We start from the raw sequence: 18,542 nt of genomic DNA, 5'->3' as shown, positions 1-18,542 counted from the left end.
ATGATGGCATTGCCGATAAAAAAGCAAGCGACTGGTTAGATATTGTGTGGGCAAGTTTTGAGAATTCTTTTGTAAATGCACAGATGTATGAAGCATTGACCCTATGGTCTAAATGCGAAAGGATATTGGGCAACCAGCAAAAATCAGATCACTATTTGGCCATAGCTTCGCGCCTAAAAACCGCTTTTAACAAGCCGGTTGAGGAAGGTGGATTTTGGTCGGCGGCTAAACAGCAGTATGTATATTGGCGAGACAAAGATGGCTCTGTACATGGCGATAATCTGGTTACACCAGTAAATTTTGCGGCTATAGCGTTTGGTATATGCGATGACCCAAAAAGAATAGCGTTGATCCTTGATCAGATAGAGTACAGATCTAAAGCTGAGAATCTTTTTCACTGGCCATTGTGCTTTGATTCTTTTAAAAGAGAAGAGGTTAGTGAGGGCAACTGGCCTTTCCCAAAATATGAAAATGGTGATATATTTCCAACCTGGGGATACCTTGGTATAAGGGCTTATGCTAAATACGATAAGGCTATTGCACTTAAATACATCAATAACTTGCTGGACCAGTATAAAAAGGATGGGCTCTCTTCTCAGCGGTATAGCAGAACTACTCAACTTGGATTGGGTGATGATATTTTGGCTGGCATAAGTACCAATGGTTTTTCAATAAAAAGCAAAGAGAGCTTTGGTGCAAATAAGGCAGGTAATATACTTACTTATTATCCGCACAATGACGATGTGATGTTGCTTCAGATTAATTCCGCAAGCAATCGTAGCATAAACATGGAGATTAATTCATGGGATGCTAATGCATATTCATGGACCGTTACCTCGCCTGACAAATATCTATTTACAATCAAGGGGCTGGCTCCTGGCAAAAAGTATGAATTAGCTATAAATGGAGTTGCTAAGCATTTTACATCAAAAAATGACGGTAGCTTTTCAATAGAGCATACTTGCAAGTCGACCACTAAATTTGCGGTAAAATAACCTTACATATGTAACAGCATTAAAGTAAAAATACTGGTTTTCAGTGATTGACCAGACAGATCTCACTGATTAAATTTAATTTCTAAAACTTTAGAGCGTAAAAATCCAAATAAATATTACTGGTTTTTACAATTTTCGTTTAAGTCAAGAGTTAAATTATGAGTAAAACTACTGACCAGTTTAGTGAATATGTGAACACGCTTTTCCTAGAAAATGCGACGAAAGAAGCGCTTACTTCTCCGGATTTATATCATTCGCATAGCTTTTATCTTAACTTAATTCCCCTTCTTACAGAGAATGGGAAAAATGATATTAATATACCGGCAGCCAAACTTGAAAAATTAGGCATCGCCAGCTACCTTTATTTTAGGGCACTATTGGTTTATGACCATATGACTGATAGCCAGACGGAAACGACAGAGAAGAAAACAAATCTTTATCTTTTTTTTAGTTTTTTCGAGAGATCAGCAGCAGAGCTGGGGAGGCTGTACGAGAATAGCAATCCGTTCTGGCAGTACTTTGAAGCCTGCAAACTAGAGTACTTCAACACCACCTTGTTAGAAAAACAATGGTCACAAAAAAGACCCGCAATTACTGAAGCAGTATTTAAAAAAATTGCTTCCGGTAAGTCTGCAGTATGTAATGCCATTGTTTATGCATTGAATGGATTGATGCCTAAGGATTTTCAGCATACTCCTGATTGGTTAGAATGTCTGCAGCACTTGCATATCGGATTTCAATATCTTGATGATCTCGACGATTTTAAAAAAGACGGAATAGAACAACAATGGACATATACCCACAGCCAGGTTGAGGAAGCAATTAAAGATCAAGGGCATAATCTATCGGCGGTTTCAAGTGACGCTAAATACCGCTATCTCTTTCTTTCAGGCATAGCTGTAAGAAATTTAGAGAATGCCATTGATCATTTTCGGCTTGCAAAAACAATAGCTGCAAAAACACAGCTTCACAGGCTTGTGACATTTATCACAAGCAAAGAAGAAAGATGCCGTAATCAGATACGGGAGATAAGTCTGCTTATTGAGAAAACAAAGGACAAGGCCAAAAAAAGCACCGATCATTTACAGGCCAGAACAATACAGCACTCAACCACTGCAGGAATAGATTTTATGGCGGGCTCCTTACAGGAGGATGGTTACTGGCGCGATTTTCTGACCTCGGCCGGCTTTGGCAGAGATTGGATTACAGCTTATGTTGTTCTGCAGCTTTCGGATATACCCGGGAACGAAGCATTGATAGCAAAAGCATCAGAACAATTACTTTCCCGAACCGGAGCGGCGTATAATGAAAATATCATCGCTGACGCGGACTCTATTAATTTTTTTATATGGATGCAAAATAACAGGGGGGTAAATGTACCGGAGGCGACCGTGGTTAACTGGCGCTCGTTTATGCATAGTAATGGTGGGTGGGCGACTTATAACAATGAATTATCGCTGCGGGAAAAGCTCGGTTTAGACAAAGGTGTAAGCGTTGCAGGTTGGTTAATGCCTCATAACTGTGTGTCGGCTGTAGCTGCCTGTGTATTATCTTTTATGGAAATCAATGAGGCTTATGACGATACAATTGGTTATTTACTCAAACAACAACACGATGAAGGATATATTTCATCGTACTGGTGGACAAGTCCAATCTATGCCACCTCATTTAGCCTAATGGCACTTAGTAAGACAAAGAAATATGCAGATGCTGCGGCAAGGATGGCATGCTGGTTAAGTAATATACAAAACTCAGATGGTTGCTGGTATAATCCTGCCGTAAATGAGCCCAGTGCATTGTATACCGCGCTAGCCATGAAAGCACTACTACAATTCAACGATAAGCACTATACAGAAGAGATACAGAAAGGTGCAGAATGGCTTTTAAGAAACCAAACCGGCGACGGTAGCTGGCCCACCAACCGGGTATTGTTACTTCCGGCAACAAATGTTATCCAGTTAGAAACTGTTGAGCAATGGCGTAAAAGCTCATTTGGCGTGAATGTAATAATAGACGATCATAATCGTGTTTTCACTACGGCTACAGTATTAAATACGTTGCATTTGTACGAACAAAAATATTCCCTGATCCATGCTAGTTAAAGACCTCTCTCTTTCAGAAACAGACAATAGCCGATGGGTATTAAAAACCATGGATGGCCGCCATATGCTGCTTAATCAGGCAAGCGCGACGCTAGTGCAGCTACTTCAGAAACATCATGATTATGAAGCAGCTGTACAGGCCTTTAACCTGCATTTTAATACAGACCTGAGTACCGAAACATTTCGTCAGCTTACAAAGGAAAAGCTGTCCGGCTTTCAAATACTAACAGAAGAAGAAAATGGTAAAGTTCAGAAAAAGGGGAAATACCTGCATCTGCAAGTGCCATTTTTTTCACCTTCGGTAGCAGGAGCTTTGTCGGCCCCCTTTCGTTTCCTGTATTCACCACGTTTATTTTTCGTGTTGATCAGTATACTTGCGGGAGTAGTTGCCTGGATATTGATTAGTTATCCGTCGCAGCAGGCCTTCGAATGGACAAATGTCAACCTGTTACTTCTCGCCTGTTTGGTTTATCCTTCGGTGCTTATACACGAACTTGGGCACATCGCGGCCTCTCGTGCAGCGGGCGTGGAACACGGGGAGGTCGGTTTTGCCTTTTATCTTATTTTTCCTGTGTTGTATTCAGATGTAACCAACATTTGGCAGGTGCCTAAAAAGCGTCGTATTATAGTAAATCTGGCGGGTGCAACCAATGAACTCCTTTATGCTGTTTGTCTGTTTCTGATTTTTTATTTTACAGGCAACAAAACCCTGCTAACCGCCTTTTATCTCATCAATCTGAAAATATTGTTCGAACTGAATCCTTTTGTGCGTATGGATGGTTACTGGGTATTTTCAGATATTACCAATACACCAAATCTGCTGCCAAAGGCAAACAAACTGGTGAAGGACGTTTTCGGAGCAGTTTTCTCACGCAGCAAACATCTGCCGGCTGCGTTTAGCCGAACAGATAAATGGCTAATTATTTACGGTATGGCTAACACTGCTTTTATTCTGATTTATATGGGATTTATGCTTGTAAGCCACTTTGATAGTATAATTCATTTTCCGGCTATCCTGTTAGATCTGTTTATGAAAATGATAAGAATGGAACTTTCATTCAACAACTTGAAAAGTGAATATCTTTTTGTATTTATTTTTTATTGGTTAGTGGGGAGGATGTTATACCATTTTATTTTAAAAAACTCGCGGGTTACGTCAGCAAAGCTAGGCCGGGTGGCTTACTGATGTCTATTTAATTTCATCCGGTTTACCTATTAATTATTTACTATTATGAAAAATTCAACCGAAGAATTACAGAGCTATCAGCCAGAGTTGGTTAAAATGTTCGAAGTAGAAGAGCTTGAAGAGAGAATGGAGTTTGCAGCGTGGAGTCTTTCTGCTAAAGCGAGCAATGACGGCTGGGAAGCGAGTGCTACCGTTACCCTTTAGAGGTTAACAACCTACAATAGGAGCATGGTATTGCGCAATACCATTGCTCCTATTTTTATTTCTTATTTTTATCTCTATGCGATTTTATCAGATTCTTATTCTTTATTGCCTTAGTTTTATTTTTTGTACGCCAGCACTTTTTGCCCAGGCAAATCAAGGCATTAAACTGCATGGAACTGTTGCAGATTCAACTAATAAACAGCCCTTGCCCAATGCAAGCATTTACAATGAACAGGCTCAAAATGCTACCATAAGTAATGATGAAGGCGGTTTTGAGATTTATGCAGATGCCCTTCCTGTTACATTAAACATATCTTACGTTGGTTATCAAACACAAAAAATTACGGTGACAGATCCCACGCAACAGTTATCGATAGTGCTTAGTCCTGCATCCATCAGCCTTGACACGGTGTTGGTTGGCAGAGACAATGCAGTCCAGCTGATCAGGAAAGCATTTGAAAAGGTGTATGCCCATGCTACCAGGAAGTATTACGGCAAAGGATACATCAGACAGTTCACTAAGGAGGGTGATACCTACACCGGCATGCAGGAAGCTATATTTAACGGCCAATGGCAGAGTTTTGCCATGACTGGCTGGCAACCGTTACAAACAAGGTATGCTAATCTGGAGAAAAGTATGATCAGCTTTACAAACTTTAGCTTCTTTAGCTTTATGTCTACGGGATATTTACCAAGTAATGTGGTACGAAAACCAGTAACGAAAAGACCGGATTCTCTATATGATTGCCGTATCAGCCAATATATAACAGGAAGTAATATGCATGAAATTGCTGTGATTATGTGCACGCCTAAAACTAACAAGACAGATAATATGTTCGTTGGAAAGATATTCATTGATACTGAAAATTACGACGTATTGAAACTTGACGGGAAGATCGTTAACTTTTCATTTGACCTGAGTGGTCCACTAAAATTAAAAGACACAGAAGTAAATACTATAGTGAACTTTAAAAAGACTGCAGATGGTGCTACTGTTCTTGATTTTGCTGATATTAAATTCACCAGCAAAGCTGCATTTGGTTTTGTGACGGCTAAGAAATTGTTTTATGATGCAAAGATCTTAATGTACGATTATGATGATACGCTTTCGAAAGAGAAATACATGACTATCACACCAAAGACCGACGATGTGGGGTTGATGAAGAACATTCCATACAACAGTGAGAAATGGGATGGTAATACTATGATCTCACATACTCCACTGGAAAACGAGATTATAAGTTCTTTTGAACGTCGTAAACTAATTAGTAATTACCTTCGCTGATCGTGCCAGATTAATCTCTCTATTGTACACAAGTCATTTTTATACCTTATTTTTGCCAGATGTCCGGCATTTATATCCATATTCCTTTTTGTAAGAAAGCCTGTAGTTATTGCGACTTTCATTTCAGTACCTCTTTAAAATACATTGATGAGATGACTGATGCCATATGCGAGGAAATTATTCGAAAAAAATCCAGGATAACAGATCAGGTCGGTACTATTTATTTTGGGGGTGGAACACCATCAGTACTTCCATCAAAAGGTTTTGAAAAAATATTTAATACCATAACTAAACATTTCTCTGTTTCATCGGATGCTGAGATCACTATTGAGACTAACCCTGATGATCTTGATGCAAAAAAGATCAGCGAATTAAGGCAGTTACCCGTTAATAGATTTAGCATAGGAATACAATCTTTTTTTGATGAGGATCTGATATGGATGAACAGGGCCCATAATGCAGGCGAAGCTGAAACCTGCATAAAACGCAGTCAGGATGCAGGATTTGAAAACCTGAGCATCGACCTTATTTATGGCTATCCTTTACTAACAGACAACAAATGGCTAAGCAATATTAATAAAGCTATTGAATTCCAAACACCACATATTTCGGCATATTCATTAACTGTTGAGCCACGCACTGCACTTGCAAGTGCAATAAAAAAAGGCAAACAAACGCCTGTTAATGATGAACAGAGTGCTTCTCAATTTATTACACTTATTGACAAACTAAAAGAAGGTGGTTTTGAGCATTATGAGATTTCGAACTTCAGCAAACCAGACAAGTACGCCGTTCATAACACCAATTACTGGCGCGGGATTCCTTATTTGGGGATAGGCCCATCTGCTCATGGTTTTAGCGGTAAAACACGATATCTTAATATCGCAAATAATACAGCTTACTTAAGCGAATTGCAAGCTGGAAAACTCGCCGAAACGATTGAAGAGCTTAGTCTTTACGATAGGTTTAATGAATATATTATGACCTCATTAAGGACAATGTGGGGTACAAGTTTAACTAAAATTGAGTCTGATTTTGGCAAGGTGTTCTTAACGGACACTATTAAAAATATAAAGCCTTTTATAGAAAAGAAGTGGTTAGAAAATCAGAGTGACCAGCTTGTTTTAACGTTAGATGGGAAATTGTTTGCAGATCATATCGCATCTGAATTGTTTATAACAGAAGATGATCACCTTAAATATTAAGTAATGAATAGTAAAGTTGTTTGGATTACCGGCGCATCCTCTGGAATTGGCGAAGCTTTGGTTTATGAATATAATAAAGCAGGCGCAAGATTGATCATATCCTCACGCAATCGTGATGAGTTATTTCGGGTTAAAACGAACTGCAAGAATCCGGTAAACATTCATGTATTGTCCTTAGATCTTGAAAATACAGCCACCTTAAGCGGAAAAGCCGAAGAGGCTATTCGTATTTATGGTCATATCGACATTCTGATCAATAGCGGTGGAATTAGTCAGCGTGGATTGGCTCTGGAAACCGACCTCGAAACTGAACAACGTTTAATGAATGTTAACTTTTGGGGAACAACCATCCTAAGCAAAGCAGTGCTGCTTAATATGATTGCAAATGGAGGTGGTAATATTGTTTGCATAAGCAGCCTGGTTGGAAAGTTTGGCACAAAGATGCGCTCTGCTTATTCAGCATCGAAACACGCATTGCATGGATACTTTGATTCACTTCGGTCTGAAGTGTATGACAAAAAGATAAACATTACAATTATCTGTCCTGGTTTTATTAAAACGAATGTTACGCTTAATGCATTAACGGCAAATGGTACACCGCAGGGCACCATGGATGCTGCACAGGAAAATGGTATGTTAGCGGAAGATTGTGCCAGGAAGATCGTTCAGGCAGTAAAACTAAATAAGGAGGAAGTGTACATTGGGGGTAAAGAAGTGAAGGGAGTTTTGTTTAAAAGATTGTTCCCTTTAAGATTCTCTAAATACCTTAGAACTGCGAAAGTTACCTAACACTTCACCAGCAATCTGCAAGATGATAAAAATTGCAAACGTTTGCGCAATCATTTCAAAATCAGAACAAAGGGAATAGAAGCTAAAAAAGGGAGCGTAAATTTACGCTCCCTTTTTCTGGTTATTTTATTGGGTTTATCCAGTAAGAATATTCATGTTTTACAAAAGGAACTCTGTATTCCTGTAAAGGCATAGAACCCCAGCTATCGATTCCTTGTACACCACTTTGGATCAAATCCATGTGCATGTAAATTTTATCGCGCTTAACAAGTTCGCCTGAATGATACTGCTGTTTCTCTTCTTCCGGGTCAAGATCATCCAATGAATATGGAAGTGCTGAGAAGCTCAATAAGCTATCGGCCATACCAAAGCTTAACCCTTTTCCTTTTTTATCTGTAAAATTCACCCAGCGTACATCTGTTTTATTACCGCTTTCCTGTGGACGCGCATATGGGAAATACTGCTCATCAACAGTTTGACTATACAGGCCAATAGAGGACCCTGTTTTACGATCCCAATAGGTTTCTCCAGGGCCGCGGCCATAGAAATTTATTTTACTAAACTCTTTGCTTAATTGCAGATCATTACCGATACGCTGCATTAGCGGATACTTTCCTTTAATGGCTGTAAACTTGTTGTCTACTTTAACCACTCCATCTGCCCTTACTGTAAATGTCTGCGTTACAGAAGCATCACCATTTACCAGTTCTTTTGTAAATGTTACAGTCACATCACCCGCCCCATCTTGTTTAAGATCCGCCATACTTAGTTTACCTTCTGTATAAGCATTGCGCCACTTCCTTAAGCTACTGTTAAAACCTGCACCTATATCATTATCTGTAGGTGCACGCCAGAATGCCGGGATTGGTCCTTCGGCAAGCATTTGAACCCCTTTAATACTATAGCTGCTCATAGTACCCGCTGCCATATCAAAAGCTACAGAAAAGTCTTTGCCTTTTACAATAGCTTTACCTGATTCTTTTTCTATCAATAGCTTGCCATTAGCAGTTGCTATTTTAACAGGTTGGGCTGTACCGTTCCATGCAAATTGTTCTGCTGCGATGTTATATCCCGCCGGTAAAAACGGTTCTTCCTTTTTAAGGTTATAATAAATATTTAAAAAGTATTCTGCTCCTTCCTTAACCTTGGTTTTAATTGGTAAGCTGATCTCCTTTTCTGTTCTTGGATCAATATTTAAAGCACTTATATTACCTTTCTCTATAGCCTTACCATTTTCCAGAAGTTCCCATGCCAGCCCAACGTTATCAAGGTTTTTAAAGAAATAAGAATTATTGATGCTGATATTATTTGACCCGTTATAAGCTGTTTTAATATACTGATATACCTTTTTTACCTCAACAGCCATTGGTGTCATTCCTCTGTAATTGGTAACAACACCTTTTACACAAAAATCATTATCACTAAAATCCTGATTAACGGGACCGCTTAATGGAAAATCTCCACCATATGCATTAATGCGTTTACCATTTTTAACCGTATCAATTGCCTGATCTATCCACTCCCAAATAAAGCCTCCCTGTAAATTAGGCTGGCTTTCTATAACGTCCCAATATTCTTTAAAGTTACCCAAACTGTTGCCCATAATGTGCGCAAATTCACTCATAATAAGGGGTCTGTCTGGTTTGCTGTTAGCATATTCCTTAAGCCAATTCGGATCTGGATACTGAGGCACAATCATATCTGTATTGTAATCTTCTTCTGCGCGTTCGTATTGTACCGGCCTGATGTCATTTGACTTTAACCAGTCGTAACCCTCATAAAAATTAACCCCATTTCCCGCTTCGTTTCCAAGCGACCATGTGATTACCGACGAATGATTTTTATCGCGTTCATACATTCTTTTAATACGCTCCAAATGAGGAGCTCTCCATTGTTTATCATTACCCAGTGTATATGCCAGATCGTAATAGCGACCATGAGATTCTATATTCGCTTCGTCAACAACATAAAGACCGTATTCATCACATAACTCCATCCAATATGGATCAGGAGGATAATGAGAATGCCTAACTGAGTTTACATTCAGCTTTTTCATCATCTCCATATCTTTTCTCATATCGGCACGGGTAAGTGTATGCCCTTGGGTTGCATTATGCTCATGACGATTAACACCTTTAAAGAATACCCGCCTACCATTTACCAGAAAGTTATTATTTACCAGTTCTACAGTGCGGAAACCGATGCGCTGAGGAATAACCTCCAGCACTTCTCCTTTTTTATCTTTAAGTGTGATGAATAGTGTATACAGATTTGGTGTTTCTGCAGTCCATGCTGCAACATTTTCTACCTGTGTATTAAAGCTAACCGTACTTTTAAAATTTCCAAGAGCTGTTTTAACCCCTTTTGTTTCATCTTTGTAAACAGATTTACCTTTAGAATCTACCAAGTCTAATTCTATAGCGAAGCTATCAGGCTTGCTGTGCATGGTTTTATTGTCTATTCTGTAATTGTCTATTTCGGCAGTAAATGAAAGAACCCCATTTTTATATGATTTATCCAGTGTTGCAATTGCTTTAAAATCTCTTACATCTAATTTTGGTGTAGCATACAGATAAACATCTCGCTCAATTCCCGAAATACGCCACATATCCTGGCACTCCAAATAACTTCCATCACTCCAGCGGTACACTTGCAAAGCAACCAGGTTTTCTCCGGGCTTTATATACCTGGTAATATCAAATTCTGCTGCAAGTTTACTGTCTTCGCTATAGCCTACTTTTTTACCATTTACCCATATATAAAACGCGGATTTTACAGCCCCGAGATGAATAAATACCTGGCGGCCATCCCAATTTTGAGGCAGACTAAATTTTTTACGATAAGACCCTACCGGGTTATTATCTACTGGAATATCAAAAGGAGGATTCATTTTAGCGCCGGTATTTTTACGGCCGGCAAATTCGTATGGCTGATTTACATAGATAGGCAAGCCATATCCATTGGTTTCCCAATTGGCAGGCACTTTAAAATTATCCCATTTGCTATCGTCGAAATCTGTTTTAAAAAAATCATCCGGACGCTTATGCGGGTCCTGTACCCAATTAAATTTCCATTGGCCATTTAAGGTTAAAAAGTAATCGGATTTTTCTTTCTCTCTCTTAGAAGCCAGATTTTTGTTTTCAAAAGCAAAAGCTGATGCTCGCATTGGCATTCTATTAACTGAGACTACTTCGGGGGTTTGCAGTTCAGACGGCAATTGCTGTCCAATTACAGCCGAGGTAGCCAATAATAGAGATAGGGTTGTTAAAAAAGTTCTCATTTGTATTCTTAGATTGTATTATCCACCCTCGAACCTAATTATATTTTGGTTAAAACATTAGCGCAAACGTTTGACTTAAATTTAGTTCAACATTTTAATTATGGTTTTCATACATTTAATTTATAACACAAACCACACATAAATGAACATGAAAAGAACCACCCTGTTTCTGCTTGCATTTCAGTTTTTACTTAGCACAGTTTGCCTAGCAAAAGCCCAAAATAGCGCAGAACCTGAAACCATTACCATACCGCTTGGCGGGAATGGATGGGTAAACGAAAACTCGACAGCCAGCATTAAAAAGGAAGGTATAACCAATTGGTCTGCCGCTAGCGATGTAATTACCATCTATTTTAGAACAGAATCTTCCGGAGAAGCAGAGATTTCTTTAAAACTAAGTGTCCCGGAGGGGAAAAGTAAAATAAGTCTCACTGCCGAGGGCACGACTCTTGTGAAAGAAGTAGGTAATCTGGGCTCTGCTATAGTTAAAATAGGAAGCATTACCATTAAACAGCCTGGATATGTGAAGATAGAGCTAAAAGGACTTTCTAAAACAGGAGGTTTTTTTGCAGAGGTATCTGATTTAATTGTAAGTGGCAGCGAAGAGCTTTTAAAAGGTGCTGCTTACGTTAAAAACGATGAAGGCAATTACTTTTATTGGGGTCACAGAGGCCCATCTGTACATTTGGGTTACAAAATCCCTGCTGAAGCAGAAAACAATACGGAATGGTTTTACAATGAAATTCAGGTTCCGGTAGGTGAAGATAAATTAGGTACGTACTTTATGTCGAATGGCTTTAGCGGAGGATACTTCGGGATGCAGGTAAATTCACCAACTGAGCGTAGGGTTTTATTTTCTATTTGGAGCCCATTCTCCACTGACGATCCTAAATCCATTCCAGACAGCATGAAGGTTGTATTGCTTAAAAAAGGAAGCACAACAAAAACAGGCGAATTCGGCAATGAGGGTTCTGGCGGTCAGAGCTATATGTTTTATCCATGGAAAGCTGGAAAAAGTTATGCTTTTTTAATAAGAGCACAACCTAATAAAGACAAAAAAACGACGATATATACCGCCTATTTTAAGGATTTGGAAAAAGGAAACTGGCAACTTGTAGCCAGCTTTGAACGTCCAAAGTCCGGAGAGTATTTAAAAGGACTCCATTCCTTCTTAGAAAACTTCTCTCCATCAACAGGCGATCAATCCCGCAAAGCAAAATATAAAAATCAATGGGCCATTGATTCTGAAGGTAATTGGCATGAAGTTACCGCAGCAACATTTACAGCTGATGCCACTGCAAGAGAGAATTACAGGAAGGATTATGCAGGAGGAACAGAAGATTCGTCATTCTTTTTAAAGAATTGTGGCTTTTTTAATGATTTCACTCCAATAAAAACTCCTTTACAAAGAAAATCATCTGGAAAAGAACATCCTGAAATTGATTTTAAAAAACTGCCGTAAGGCCTATAAGGGTGTTTAAATCAAGTTTTGGACACCCTTATTAACTCATCACTCCTATTTTTGAGCCACTCCAGTCTGGGAACAGCACCTTATCATTATTAATTCTTAAATGCTTATCGGCAACCTCACTAAACACAGCTCTAAAATCTGTAGTAACTGCAAGGTCTCTTCCATCTTCAAGGTTTTCAATTGCAAGAGGATTCACTATACCATGTACTAATCCTCCCTTTACTCCATTTCCAAGAATAAAGTTGCAGGAAGCCCTGCCATGATCTGTCCCTCCGGTTCCGTTTTGTTTTACTGTTCGGCCAAACTCAGTCATGGTCATAACCGTTACGTCATCTTGCAGCGTATCTATGTCTGTCCAAAAGGCCATAATACTTTCACTGAGATCATTTACATTTCTTGCAAAAATTCCGGTTTCTCTTCCCTGATTAAAGTGAGTATCCCATCCTCCCGATTCAGCAAATGCCACTTCCATCCCTACATTCATTTTGATTAGCTGTGCAATCTGCTTCAAAGAATTTCCTAAGGCTGAATTAGGATAGATAACTCCATTGGTGGGTTTATAATTTTTCACATCTGTTTTTTGAAGCATTTTTATGGCTTCAAAACTCTCTTTCCCGGTTTCTTTTAATAGACCAGAGGAAGTTTGATCGTAAAGATCTTCAAAGCTTTTAGCAGCCATGTTGGCTCCATTAACATTACCCCTCATTTGAATGTTAAAATCTTGCAGGTTGCTAATGGCTACCGCGGGATTATCACCATAAAAAGATCTTGGTAAGGATGAAGTTAAGCTCACTCCTCTGAGGGGCGTTACTCCGTCGTGCCCAAGCAAGCCAACGGCTCTGTTTAGCCACCCACTTTCAGTACCTTTTTGAAAAGGCGTACCTGATTCCATATAATCCTGTGCGTCGAAATGAGAGCGTGTATTATTTGGAGAACCTATTCCGTGTACTATTCCCATTCTTTTTTCTCTAAATACCTGTTCAAAGGAGCCCATTGAAGGGTGTAACCCAAAACGGCCATCCAAATCTATCAAGGGTTTATTTGCAGAAGTTTTAGCAGCTGACATAAACAGAGACGGTCTCGCAGTCCTTAAATATTCGTCTGTAAAAGGAGTTACCGCCATAAGTCCATCCATAGCTCCCCGCTGAAAAATGCAAACTAGTATTTTCCTTCTTTCAAAAAGGCCTGGTTGCTTTATCCCGGCAACAGCATCGGCCAGAAAACCTGGTACTCCACCCATCCCTATTCCAAATAAGGCAAGTCCTCCTGCTTTTAAAAATCCCCTTCTTGATGTCATGATAGTTTTTTATTTAAATCTATTTACGTTGGAATTCAGGAGAACCAAGAATTACACCTACTACCTGAGCCAATTCTGAATTCTTCACATCTTCTTTTTTAGTTATTCTACCCTTTTTAACGCCTCCCATAACTTCGGTGTTGTCAATATTCGATGCTACGGGCGTGTTTTTCTCAGCAGCTATTTCTACTTTTTTATTTAAATCGGGATCCTTAAGCATAGGTTTCAATCTCTTTATGGTAGCGTCAAGATTACGTTCGGGCATAATGATCTTGCTGTATGTTGTTAAAGCTGCCTCAGCACTCTCGGGTTCATGATTATTGTTTAAAGCCGCCAGGTCAACCTTTATTCCTGGGATGCGCTGAGAAGCAAGTGCCAAACCAAAATTCATTCGGTTTAATAATGCTCCGGTATTAATCCAATATTGACCCCTATCTGGGAATCCTGTTGGAGCCTGATAATAGTACATCTTTTGTCCCATTTTGTTGATCCAGCTAAACAACTGATATGGTTGTGTAATTTGAGCATCTAAACTCCGTACTGCGCTAATGGCAAGTTCAAAAGGCGACTTTGTTTTTTCCCTTAAAGCATCAACCTTCCAGAATTCGGGAGAAGAAACCATGGTGATCATTACCTGTTTTATATCTCCGTCTGTTTTAATAAATGTTTTTGCCATTCTATCTATAAGCCGTGGAGACGGTTGATCGCTTACAAATCTTGTTGCAATCTTTTTTGAAATGAATTTTGCCGTAGAAGGATGATGGGCAAGCATGGTTAGTAAAGTTACACCTTCCTCATACCCACCATTGGCAGAGAATCGTTTGCCAAGCACTGTTTTCTCTCCATTATCATGCCAGGTGGGCACAAATAAGAAATCTCCCTGATGCACAAACCCTCTTTTTTCAAGATTAGTTTCCCCAACATTATCCATCAGCTTTTTCATTCCTGCACCATATCCATCTTCGCCCATTGGAGCGATAGTCCAGCCCGTTAATACCCTTGCCGCCTGCGTTACATCGTTCTGGTCATACCCCCCATCCACACCAAGTGTATGTAATTCCATTACCTCACGGGCATAATTTTCGTTTAATCCCCCTTGTTTCTTTTTAACCTGTGCTTTCCTATTCTTATTGCCACCTTTTGTTTGTACAGAATCATTTCTGACAGCTGCAGGTTGCCCGCTGCTACTAAAATTATCTAAATAGATAAGCATTGCAGGAGACTTAGCCGTAGCCAGCAGCAAATCGTTAAACTTACCAGTTACATTGGGTCTGATCACATCCCGTTCAAAAGCAGGAACAAAAGAAGCGCATTGGTTTTTGGTCAAAGAGACATTAAAGTGATTGAACCAGAAATCGGTAAGCTCCATCTTTAATGGCCATACGCAATACTCTTGCAGATCTGGGATATTTATTTTCTACATCAGTATTACTTAAATTGATATCATCAAATTGGGCCAACATTTTATCCAGCTCTTCATCTTGTAAGCTGCCTTCCAGCTGTTGTATAAACCATTTCTCTAAACCTATTTTCAGAACACGATCTACGTCTCCAGCCTTGGGGCCGTAAGTAAATCTGCTTAGCATGTGTTCGGCTGCCTGTCGCTCACTTAGTCCTGCTTGCTTGTAAGGGAATTTCAATTTTACAGTAACTGATTCCTTTTGAAAAAAAGAGCATAGGGTAATAAAAAACAAAACAAATACAAAAGAGAAGGGGATCTTAATGGCTGTTTTCATAGTTGTTTTGTTGGATTATGTTGGTATGACAATTAAAACGTCAAAAAGATTAATCAGCATATAACTTATTATGAATAGAGAAATCCGTCATTAAGATTTGAACGTATATATACTTATAAGCGTTGAAAATTTCATTGAAGTAAGACTTTCGGGTGGTGATCAATATGGCCGATGTAATTAAAAAGCATCGGCTTTTTTGTTTTGTCAGGGATTTTCAATTTTTGATATCTGCAATTCCCTTCACTATCGTTTTTCTATAATTTTGCTTTATCTTAATATTGAATTAACATGAAGTTTGACTTATCACCAATCGATATCGTTAATGATATTTCCAAAGAGGAATTCGAAAAGAACTACTTGAACGCCCGCAAACCGCTCATTATAAAAAACATGTCGAAGACATGGCCTGCATACGACAAGTGGAATTTAGACTACATGAAATCTGTTGTCGGCGATAGAACTGTTCCCTTATATGACAGCTCTAAAGCTGATCCTTCAAAACCGATTAATGCTTCAGCAGCTGAAATGAAGTTCGCAGATTATGTAGAATTAATTAGAAACACACCTACCGACCTCCGCATTTTTTTGTTTGACCCCATTAAACAAGCACCTAAACTACTGGATGACTATCGTGCACCGAAAGAATTGATGGGCGGTTTCCTGGACAGCTACCCAAACATGTTTTTTGGTGGAAAAGGTTCCGTTACTTTTTTGCATTATGATATAGACCTTGCTCATATTTTTCATACCCATTTTAACGGTCGCAAACATGTGATCCTTTTTGAAAACAAATGGAAAGAGCGCCTTTATCAAATTCCATATGCTACTTATGCATTAGAGGATTATGATGTTGAAAAGCCAGACTTTAATAAATTTCCGGCACTGCAAGGTGTTAAAGGAGTTGAAGCATTTCTGGAGCATGGCGACACTTTATTTATGCCTACGGGTTACTGGCATTGGATGAAATATCTTGATGGGTCTTTTTCTATTAGCCTAAGGGCCTGGGATAAATCATTAGCGGTAAAAGTAAAAAGTTTATATAATCTTACCCTTCAGCGTAAGTTTGATGATTTTATGAAAGCTAATTTCAAAGAAAAGTACATGACCTGGAAAGAGAAACTGGCTATCAAACGAGCAAACAGAGCGCTCGTCAGTCAGCAACCCTGTTAATAATGATCTAATCTTAATTTATTTGAAATAGTAGCTATGAAATAAATTAAGAATGACCTTATGAAGAGAAGGATTTTTTTATCTAAGTTTGTTTTAAATAAGGTCGGTAAACAGGCATTTCGCCGTTAACACGTATCTTATCATTAAAACTTATGAGTTTTATTTTAAAGCCGGTAGATACCGTTGAGAGCATCAGCCCCGCTGATTTTAAAAAAAATTATTTAGATGCCAGACGCCCTTTGATCATTAAAGGACTGACTAAAACATGGCCGGCAAGAGAAAAATGGACGACCGACTATTTAAAAGAAATAGGAGGAGATCTGAAAGTTAGCTTGATGGACAATTCTAAGGCTGATCCGTCGAAACCGATTAATGCATCTGTAGCAGAGATGAGATTTGGGGATTATCTTGATCTTATTAAATCTAAACCAACAGAACTGAGGATCTTTTTCTTTAATCTGTTTAAACATGTTCCTAACCTGGTAAATGATATTGTTATTCCTAAAGATTTAATGGGAGGCTTTATTGAAAGCATGCCCGCTATGTTTTTTGGAGGATCGAACTCGGTTACCTTTTTACATTACGATATAGATTTACCTCACCTTTTCCATACCCACTTCGGTGGAAGAAAGCACATTATCCTTTTTGATAATAAATGGAAGAAGCGCTTGTACTGTATCCCTAATGCAACCTACGCATTAGAAGATTATGACGTAGCCAATCCTGATTTTGAGAAATTCCCAGCACTTAAGGGGGTTGAAGGTTATGAAGTTTTTCTTGAACACGGTGATACCCTGTTTATGCCTACCGGTATGTGGCATTGGATGAAATATCTTGACGGCTCTTTTTCGTTAAGCCTAAGAGCGTGGGATGCGTCAATTACAAGAAAGGCCCAGAGTGTATTTAACCTTGCTATTAAAGGAGGTGTTGACAGTATTTTAAAAATGGCATTTAAAGCTCCTTACGCTAAGTGGAGAGAACGCCTGGCAATAAAAAGAGCTGAGAGAGCATTGGCAAACGGCAGCCCTAAATAGGCTGCCGAAACTTCTCTGCCTGAGGTATTTTTACAACTGGATAACATTATTAACACCTCAAACTTTTACCTTCGATAATTCGTTTATAATGAATATATGAGAGGTTTCCATTTTTCTAATTTCCAACCCGATGATTTACCGAAAGGTGGCTTTGATGAATTGCTTAAGCTTTTCACCCAGCTTTTGAATTATACTGCAGGCGATGCCGGGGAGGCATTGGCCTGGATGAACGAGCTGGACAAGAAATATAAGTTCACAAATAACGAATATGGGATGGGTGATTTTATTGATGACCTTAAGGAAAAAGGTTATTTGAAAGAGAACCCGGCAAATGGTGACTTAAGCATAACTGCCAAAACAGAGCAAACCATACGTAAATCTGCCCTTGAAGAGATATTCGGCCAGTTAAAAAAAGCCGGAAAGGGTAACCACAACACCAATATATCAGGCATTGGCGAAGAGAAAAATGCAGACAGAAGAGAATTTACTTTTGGTGACAGTTTAGATCAGATAGACATTACCGCGTCAATCCAGAATGCCCAAATAAACCACGGCATTGCTAACTTTACGTTAACAGAGCGAGATCTGGAGGTAGAGGAAAAAGACTATAAGACCCTTACATCGACCGTACTGATGATAGACATATCACATTCTATGATTCTATATGGCGAAGACAGGATAACGCCCGCTAAAAAAGTAGCTATGGCGTTGGCAGAGCTAATTAAAACCAGATATCCTAAAGACACGCTGGATATTGTTGTATTTGGCAATGATGCATGGCCTATATC

15 protein-coding genes are annotated in these 18,542 nt (G+C 39.1%); 11 read left to right on the top strand and 4 right to left on the bottom strand.

Annotated elements, in window-relative coordinates; genetic code table 11:
- The 7 genes from AC1DDX_RS02645 to AC1DDX_RS02615 all read left to right on the top strand — a co-directional run.
- The coding region (locus AC1DDX_RS02645) for a glucosidase family protein (RefSeq protein WP_477621760.1) at positions 1 to 995 on the top strand (995 nt) is incomplete at its 5' end.
- 158 nt (positions 996 to 1,153) lie between these two features.
- Positions 1,154 to 3,097 (top strand): prenyltransferase/squalene oxidase repeat-containing protein, encoded by a 1,944-nt coding sequence (locus tag AC1DDX_RS02640; RefSeq protein WP_288883898.1) that lies wholly within the window; start codon positions 1,154 to 1,156, stop codon positions 3,095 to 3,097.
- On the top strand, positions 3,087 to 4,283 hold the full coding sequence (locus tag AC1DDX_RS02635) for a site-2 protease family protein (protein WP_288883899.1): 1,197 nt from the start codon (positions 3,087 to 3,089) through the stop codon (positions 4,281 to 4,283). The genes AC1DDX_RS02640 and AC1DDX_RS02635 overlap by 11 nt, the downstream gene beginning before the upstream one ends.
- A gap of 45 nt (positions 4,284 to 4,328) precedes the next feature.
- Entirely contained in the window at positions 4,329 to 4,487 is a 159-nt protein-coding gene (locus AC1DDX_RS02630; RefSeq protein WP_172661689.1) for a hypothetical protein, read from the top strand.
- A gap of 76 nt (positions 4,488 to 4,563) precedes the next feature.
- The gene (locus AC1DDX_RS02625) at positions 4,564 to 5,772 is read left to right on the top strand and encodes a carboxypeptidase-like regulatory domain-containing protein (protein ID WP_288883900.1); all 1,209 of its coding nucleotides are present in this window, start codon (positions 4,564 to 4,566) and stop codon (positions 5,770 to 5,772) included.
- Positions 5,773 to 5,831: 59 nt separating this feature from the next.
- A complete protein-coding gene (gene hemW, locus AC1DDX_RS02620; protein ID WP_288883901.1) occupies positions 5,832 to 6,977 on the top strand; it encodes a radical SAM family heme chaperone HemW in 1,146 nt (381 codons plus the stop codon).
- A gap of 3 nt (positions 6,978 to 6,980) precedes the next feature.
- Entirely contained in the window at positions 6,981 to 7,766 is a 786-nt protein-coding gene (locus AC1DDX_RS02615; protein ID WP_172661692.1) for an SDR family oxidoreductase, read from the top strand.
- Positions 7,767 to 7,887: 121 nt separating this feature from the next.
- Here the strand turns inward: AC1DDX_RS02615 and lacZ are convergent, their stop codons facing one another.
- Positions 7,888 to 11,046, bottom strand: coding sequence for a beta-galactosidase, LacZ type (gene lacZ, locus AC1DDX_RS02610; protein ID WP_337717315.1), 3,159 nt, complete (start codon positions 11,044 to 11,046; stop codon positions 7,888 to 7,890).
- A 148-nt stretch (positions 11,047 to 11,194) separates the two neighbouring features.
- On the opposite strand from lacZ, the gene AC1DDX_RS02605 reads away from it, so the two are divergent.
- On the top strand, positions 11,195 to 12,508 hold the full coding sequence (locus AC1DDX_RS02605) for a DUF3472 domain-containing protein (protein WP_288883604.1): 1,314 nt from the start codon (positions 11,195 to 11,197) through the stop codon (positions 12,506 to 12,508).
- A gap of 40 nt (positions 12,509 to 12,548) precedes the next feature.
- Here the strand turns inward: AC1DDX_RS02605 and AC1DDX_RS02600 are convergent, their stop codons facing one another.
- The 3 genes from AC1DDX_RS02600 to AC1DDX_RS02590 are packed head-to-tail and all read right to left on the bottom strand — an operon-like array spanning position 12,549 to position 15,550.
- Complete coding sequence (locus AC1DDX_RS02600) at positions 12,549 to 13,814, bottom strand: DUF1501 domain-containing protein (protein ID WP_288883605.1); 1,266 nt, start codon at positions 13,812 to 13,814, stop codon at positions 12,549 to 12,551.
- Positions 13,815 to 13,833: 19 nt separating this feature from the next.
- A complete protein-coding gene (locus tag AC1DDX_RS02595; RefSeq protein ID WP_477621759.1) occupies positions 13,834 to 15,183 on the bottom strand; it encodes a DUF1800 domain-containing protein in 1,350 nt (449 codons plus the stop codon).
- Positions 15,149 to 15,550, bottom strand: coding sequence for a DUF1800 family protein (locus AC1DDX_RS02590; RefSeq protein WP_477621758.1), 402 nt, complete (start codon positions 15,548 to 15,550; stop codon positions 15,149 to 15,151). The genes AC1DDX_RS02595 and AC1DDX_RS02590 overlap by 35 nt, the downstream gene beginning before the upstream one ends.
- A gap of 288 nt (positions 15,551 to 15,838) precedes the next feature.
- Here AC1DDX_RS02590 and AC1DDX_RS02585 point away from each other — a divergent pair, with 288 nt between their 5' ends.
- The 3 genes from AC1DDX_RS02585 to AC1DDX_RS02575 form a co-directional block, all read left to right on the top strand.
- On the top strand, positions 15,839 to 16,720 hold the full coding sequence (locus tag AC1DDX_RS02585) for a cupin-like domain-containing protein (protein ID WP_288883608.1): 882 nt from the start codon (positions 15,839 to 15,841) through the stop codon (positions 16,718 to 16,720).
- Between the two features lie 152 nt (positions 16,721 to 16,872).
- A complete protein-coding gene (locus AC1DDX_RS02580; RefSeq protein WP_172661698.1) occupies positions 16,873 to 17,754 on the top strand; it encodes a cupin-like domain-containing protein in 882 nt (293 codons plus the stop codon).
- Between the two features lie 96 nt (positions 17,755 to 17,850).
- Positions 17,851 to 18,542 (top strand): vWA domain-containing protein (locus tag AC1DDX_RS02575; RefSeq protein ID WP_477621757.1); only part of this gene is annotated, 692 nt, incomplete at its 3' end.

The organism is Pedobacter sp. 10L46_2, assembly GCF_056395165.1.
This window is presented reverse-complemented; position numbering and strand designations above follow the sequence as displayed.

Coding starts and splice junctions, on each gene's coding strand:
- AC1DDX_RS02625 (WP_288883900.1), top strand. CDS start 4,564: ATGCGATTTTATCAGATTCTTATTCTTTATTGCCTTAGTTTTATTTTT.
- AC1DDX_RS02605 (WP_288883604.1), top strand. CDS start 11,195: ATGAAAAGAACCACCCTGTTTCTGCTTGCATTTCAGTTTTTACTTAGC.
- AC1DDX_RS02630 (WP_172661689.1), top strand. CDS start 4,329: ATGAAAAATTCAACCGAAGAATTACAGAGCTATCAGCCAGAGTTGGTT.
- AC1DDX_RS02615 (WP_172661692.1), top strand. CDS start 6,981: ATGAATAGTAAAGTTGTTTGGATTACCGGCGCATCCTCTGGAATTGGC.
- AC1DDX_RS02600 (WP_288883605.1), bottom strand. CDS start 13,814: ATGACATCAAGAAGGGGATTTTTAAAAGCAGGAGGACTTGCCTTATTT.
- lacZ (WP_337717315.1), bottom strand. CDS start 11,046: ATGAGAACTTTTTTAACAACCCTATCTCTATTATTGGCTACCTCGGCT.
- AC1DDX_RS02635 (WP_288883899.1), top strand. CDS start 3,087: ATGCTAGTTAAAGACCTCTCTCTTTCAGAAACAGACAATAGCCGATGG.
- AC1DDX_RS02640 (WP_288883898.1), top strand. CDS start 1,154: ATGAGTAAAACTACTGACCAGTTTAGTGAATATGTGAACACGCTTTTC.
- AC1DDX_RS02585 (WP_288883608.1), top strand. CDS start 15,839: ATGAAGTTTGACTTATCACCAATCGATATCGTTAATGATATTTCCAAA.
- AC1DDX_RS02580 (WP_172661698.1), top strand. CDS start 16,873: ATGAGTTTTATTTTAAAGCCGGTAGATACCGTTGAGAGCATCAGCCCC.
- AC1DDX_RS02590 (WP_477621758.1), bottom strand. CDS start 15,550: ATGAAAACAGCCATTAAGATCCCCTTCTCTTTTGTATTTGTTTTGTTT.
- AC1DDX_RS02595 (WP_477621759.1), bottom strand. CDS start 15,183: ATGGAGCTTACCGATTTCTGGTTCAATCACTTTAATGTCTCTTTGACC.
- hemW (WP_288883901.1), top strand. CDS start 5,832: ATGTCCGGCATTTATATCCATATTCCTTTTTGTAAGAAAGCCTGTAGT.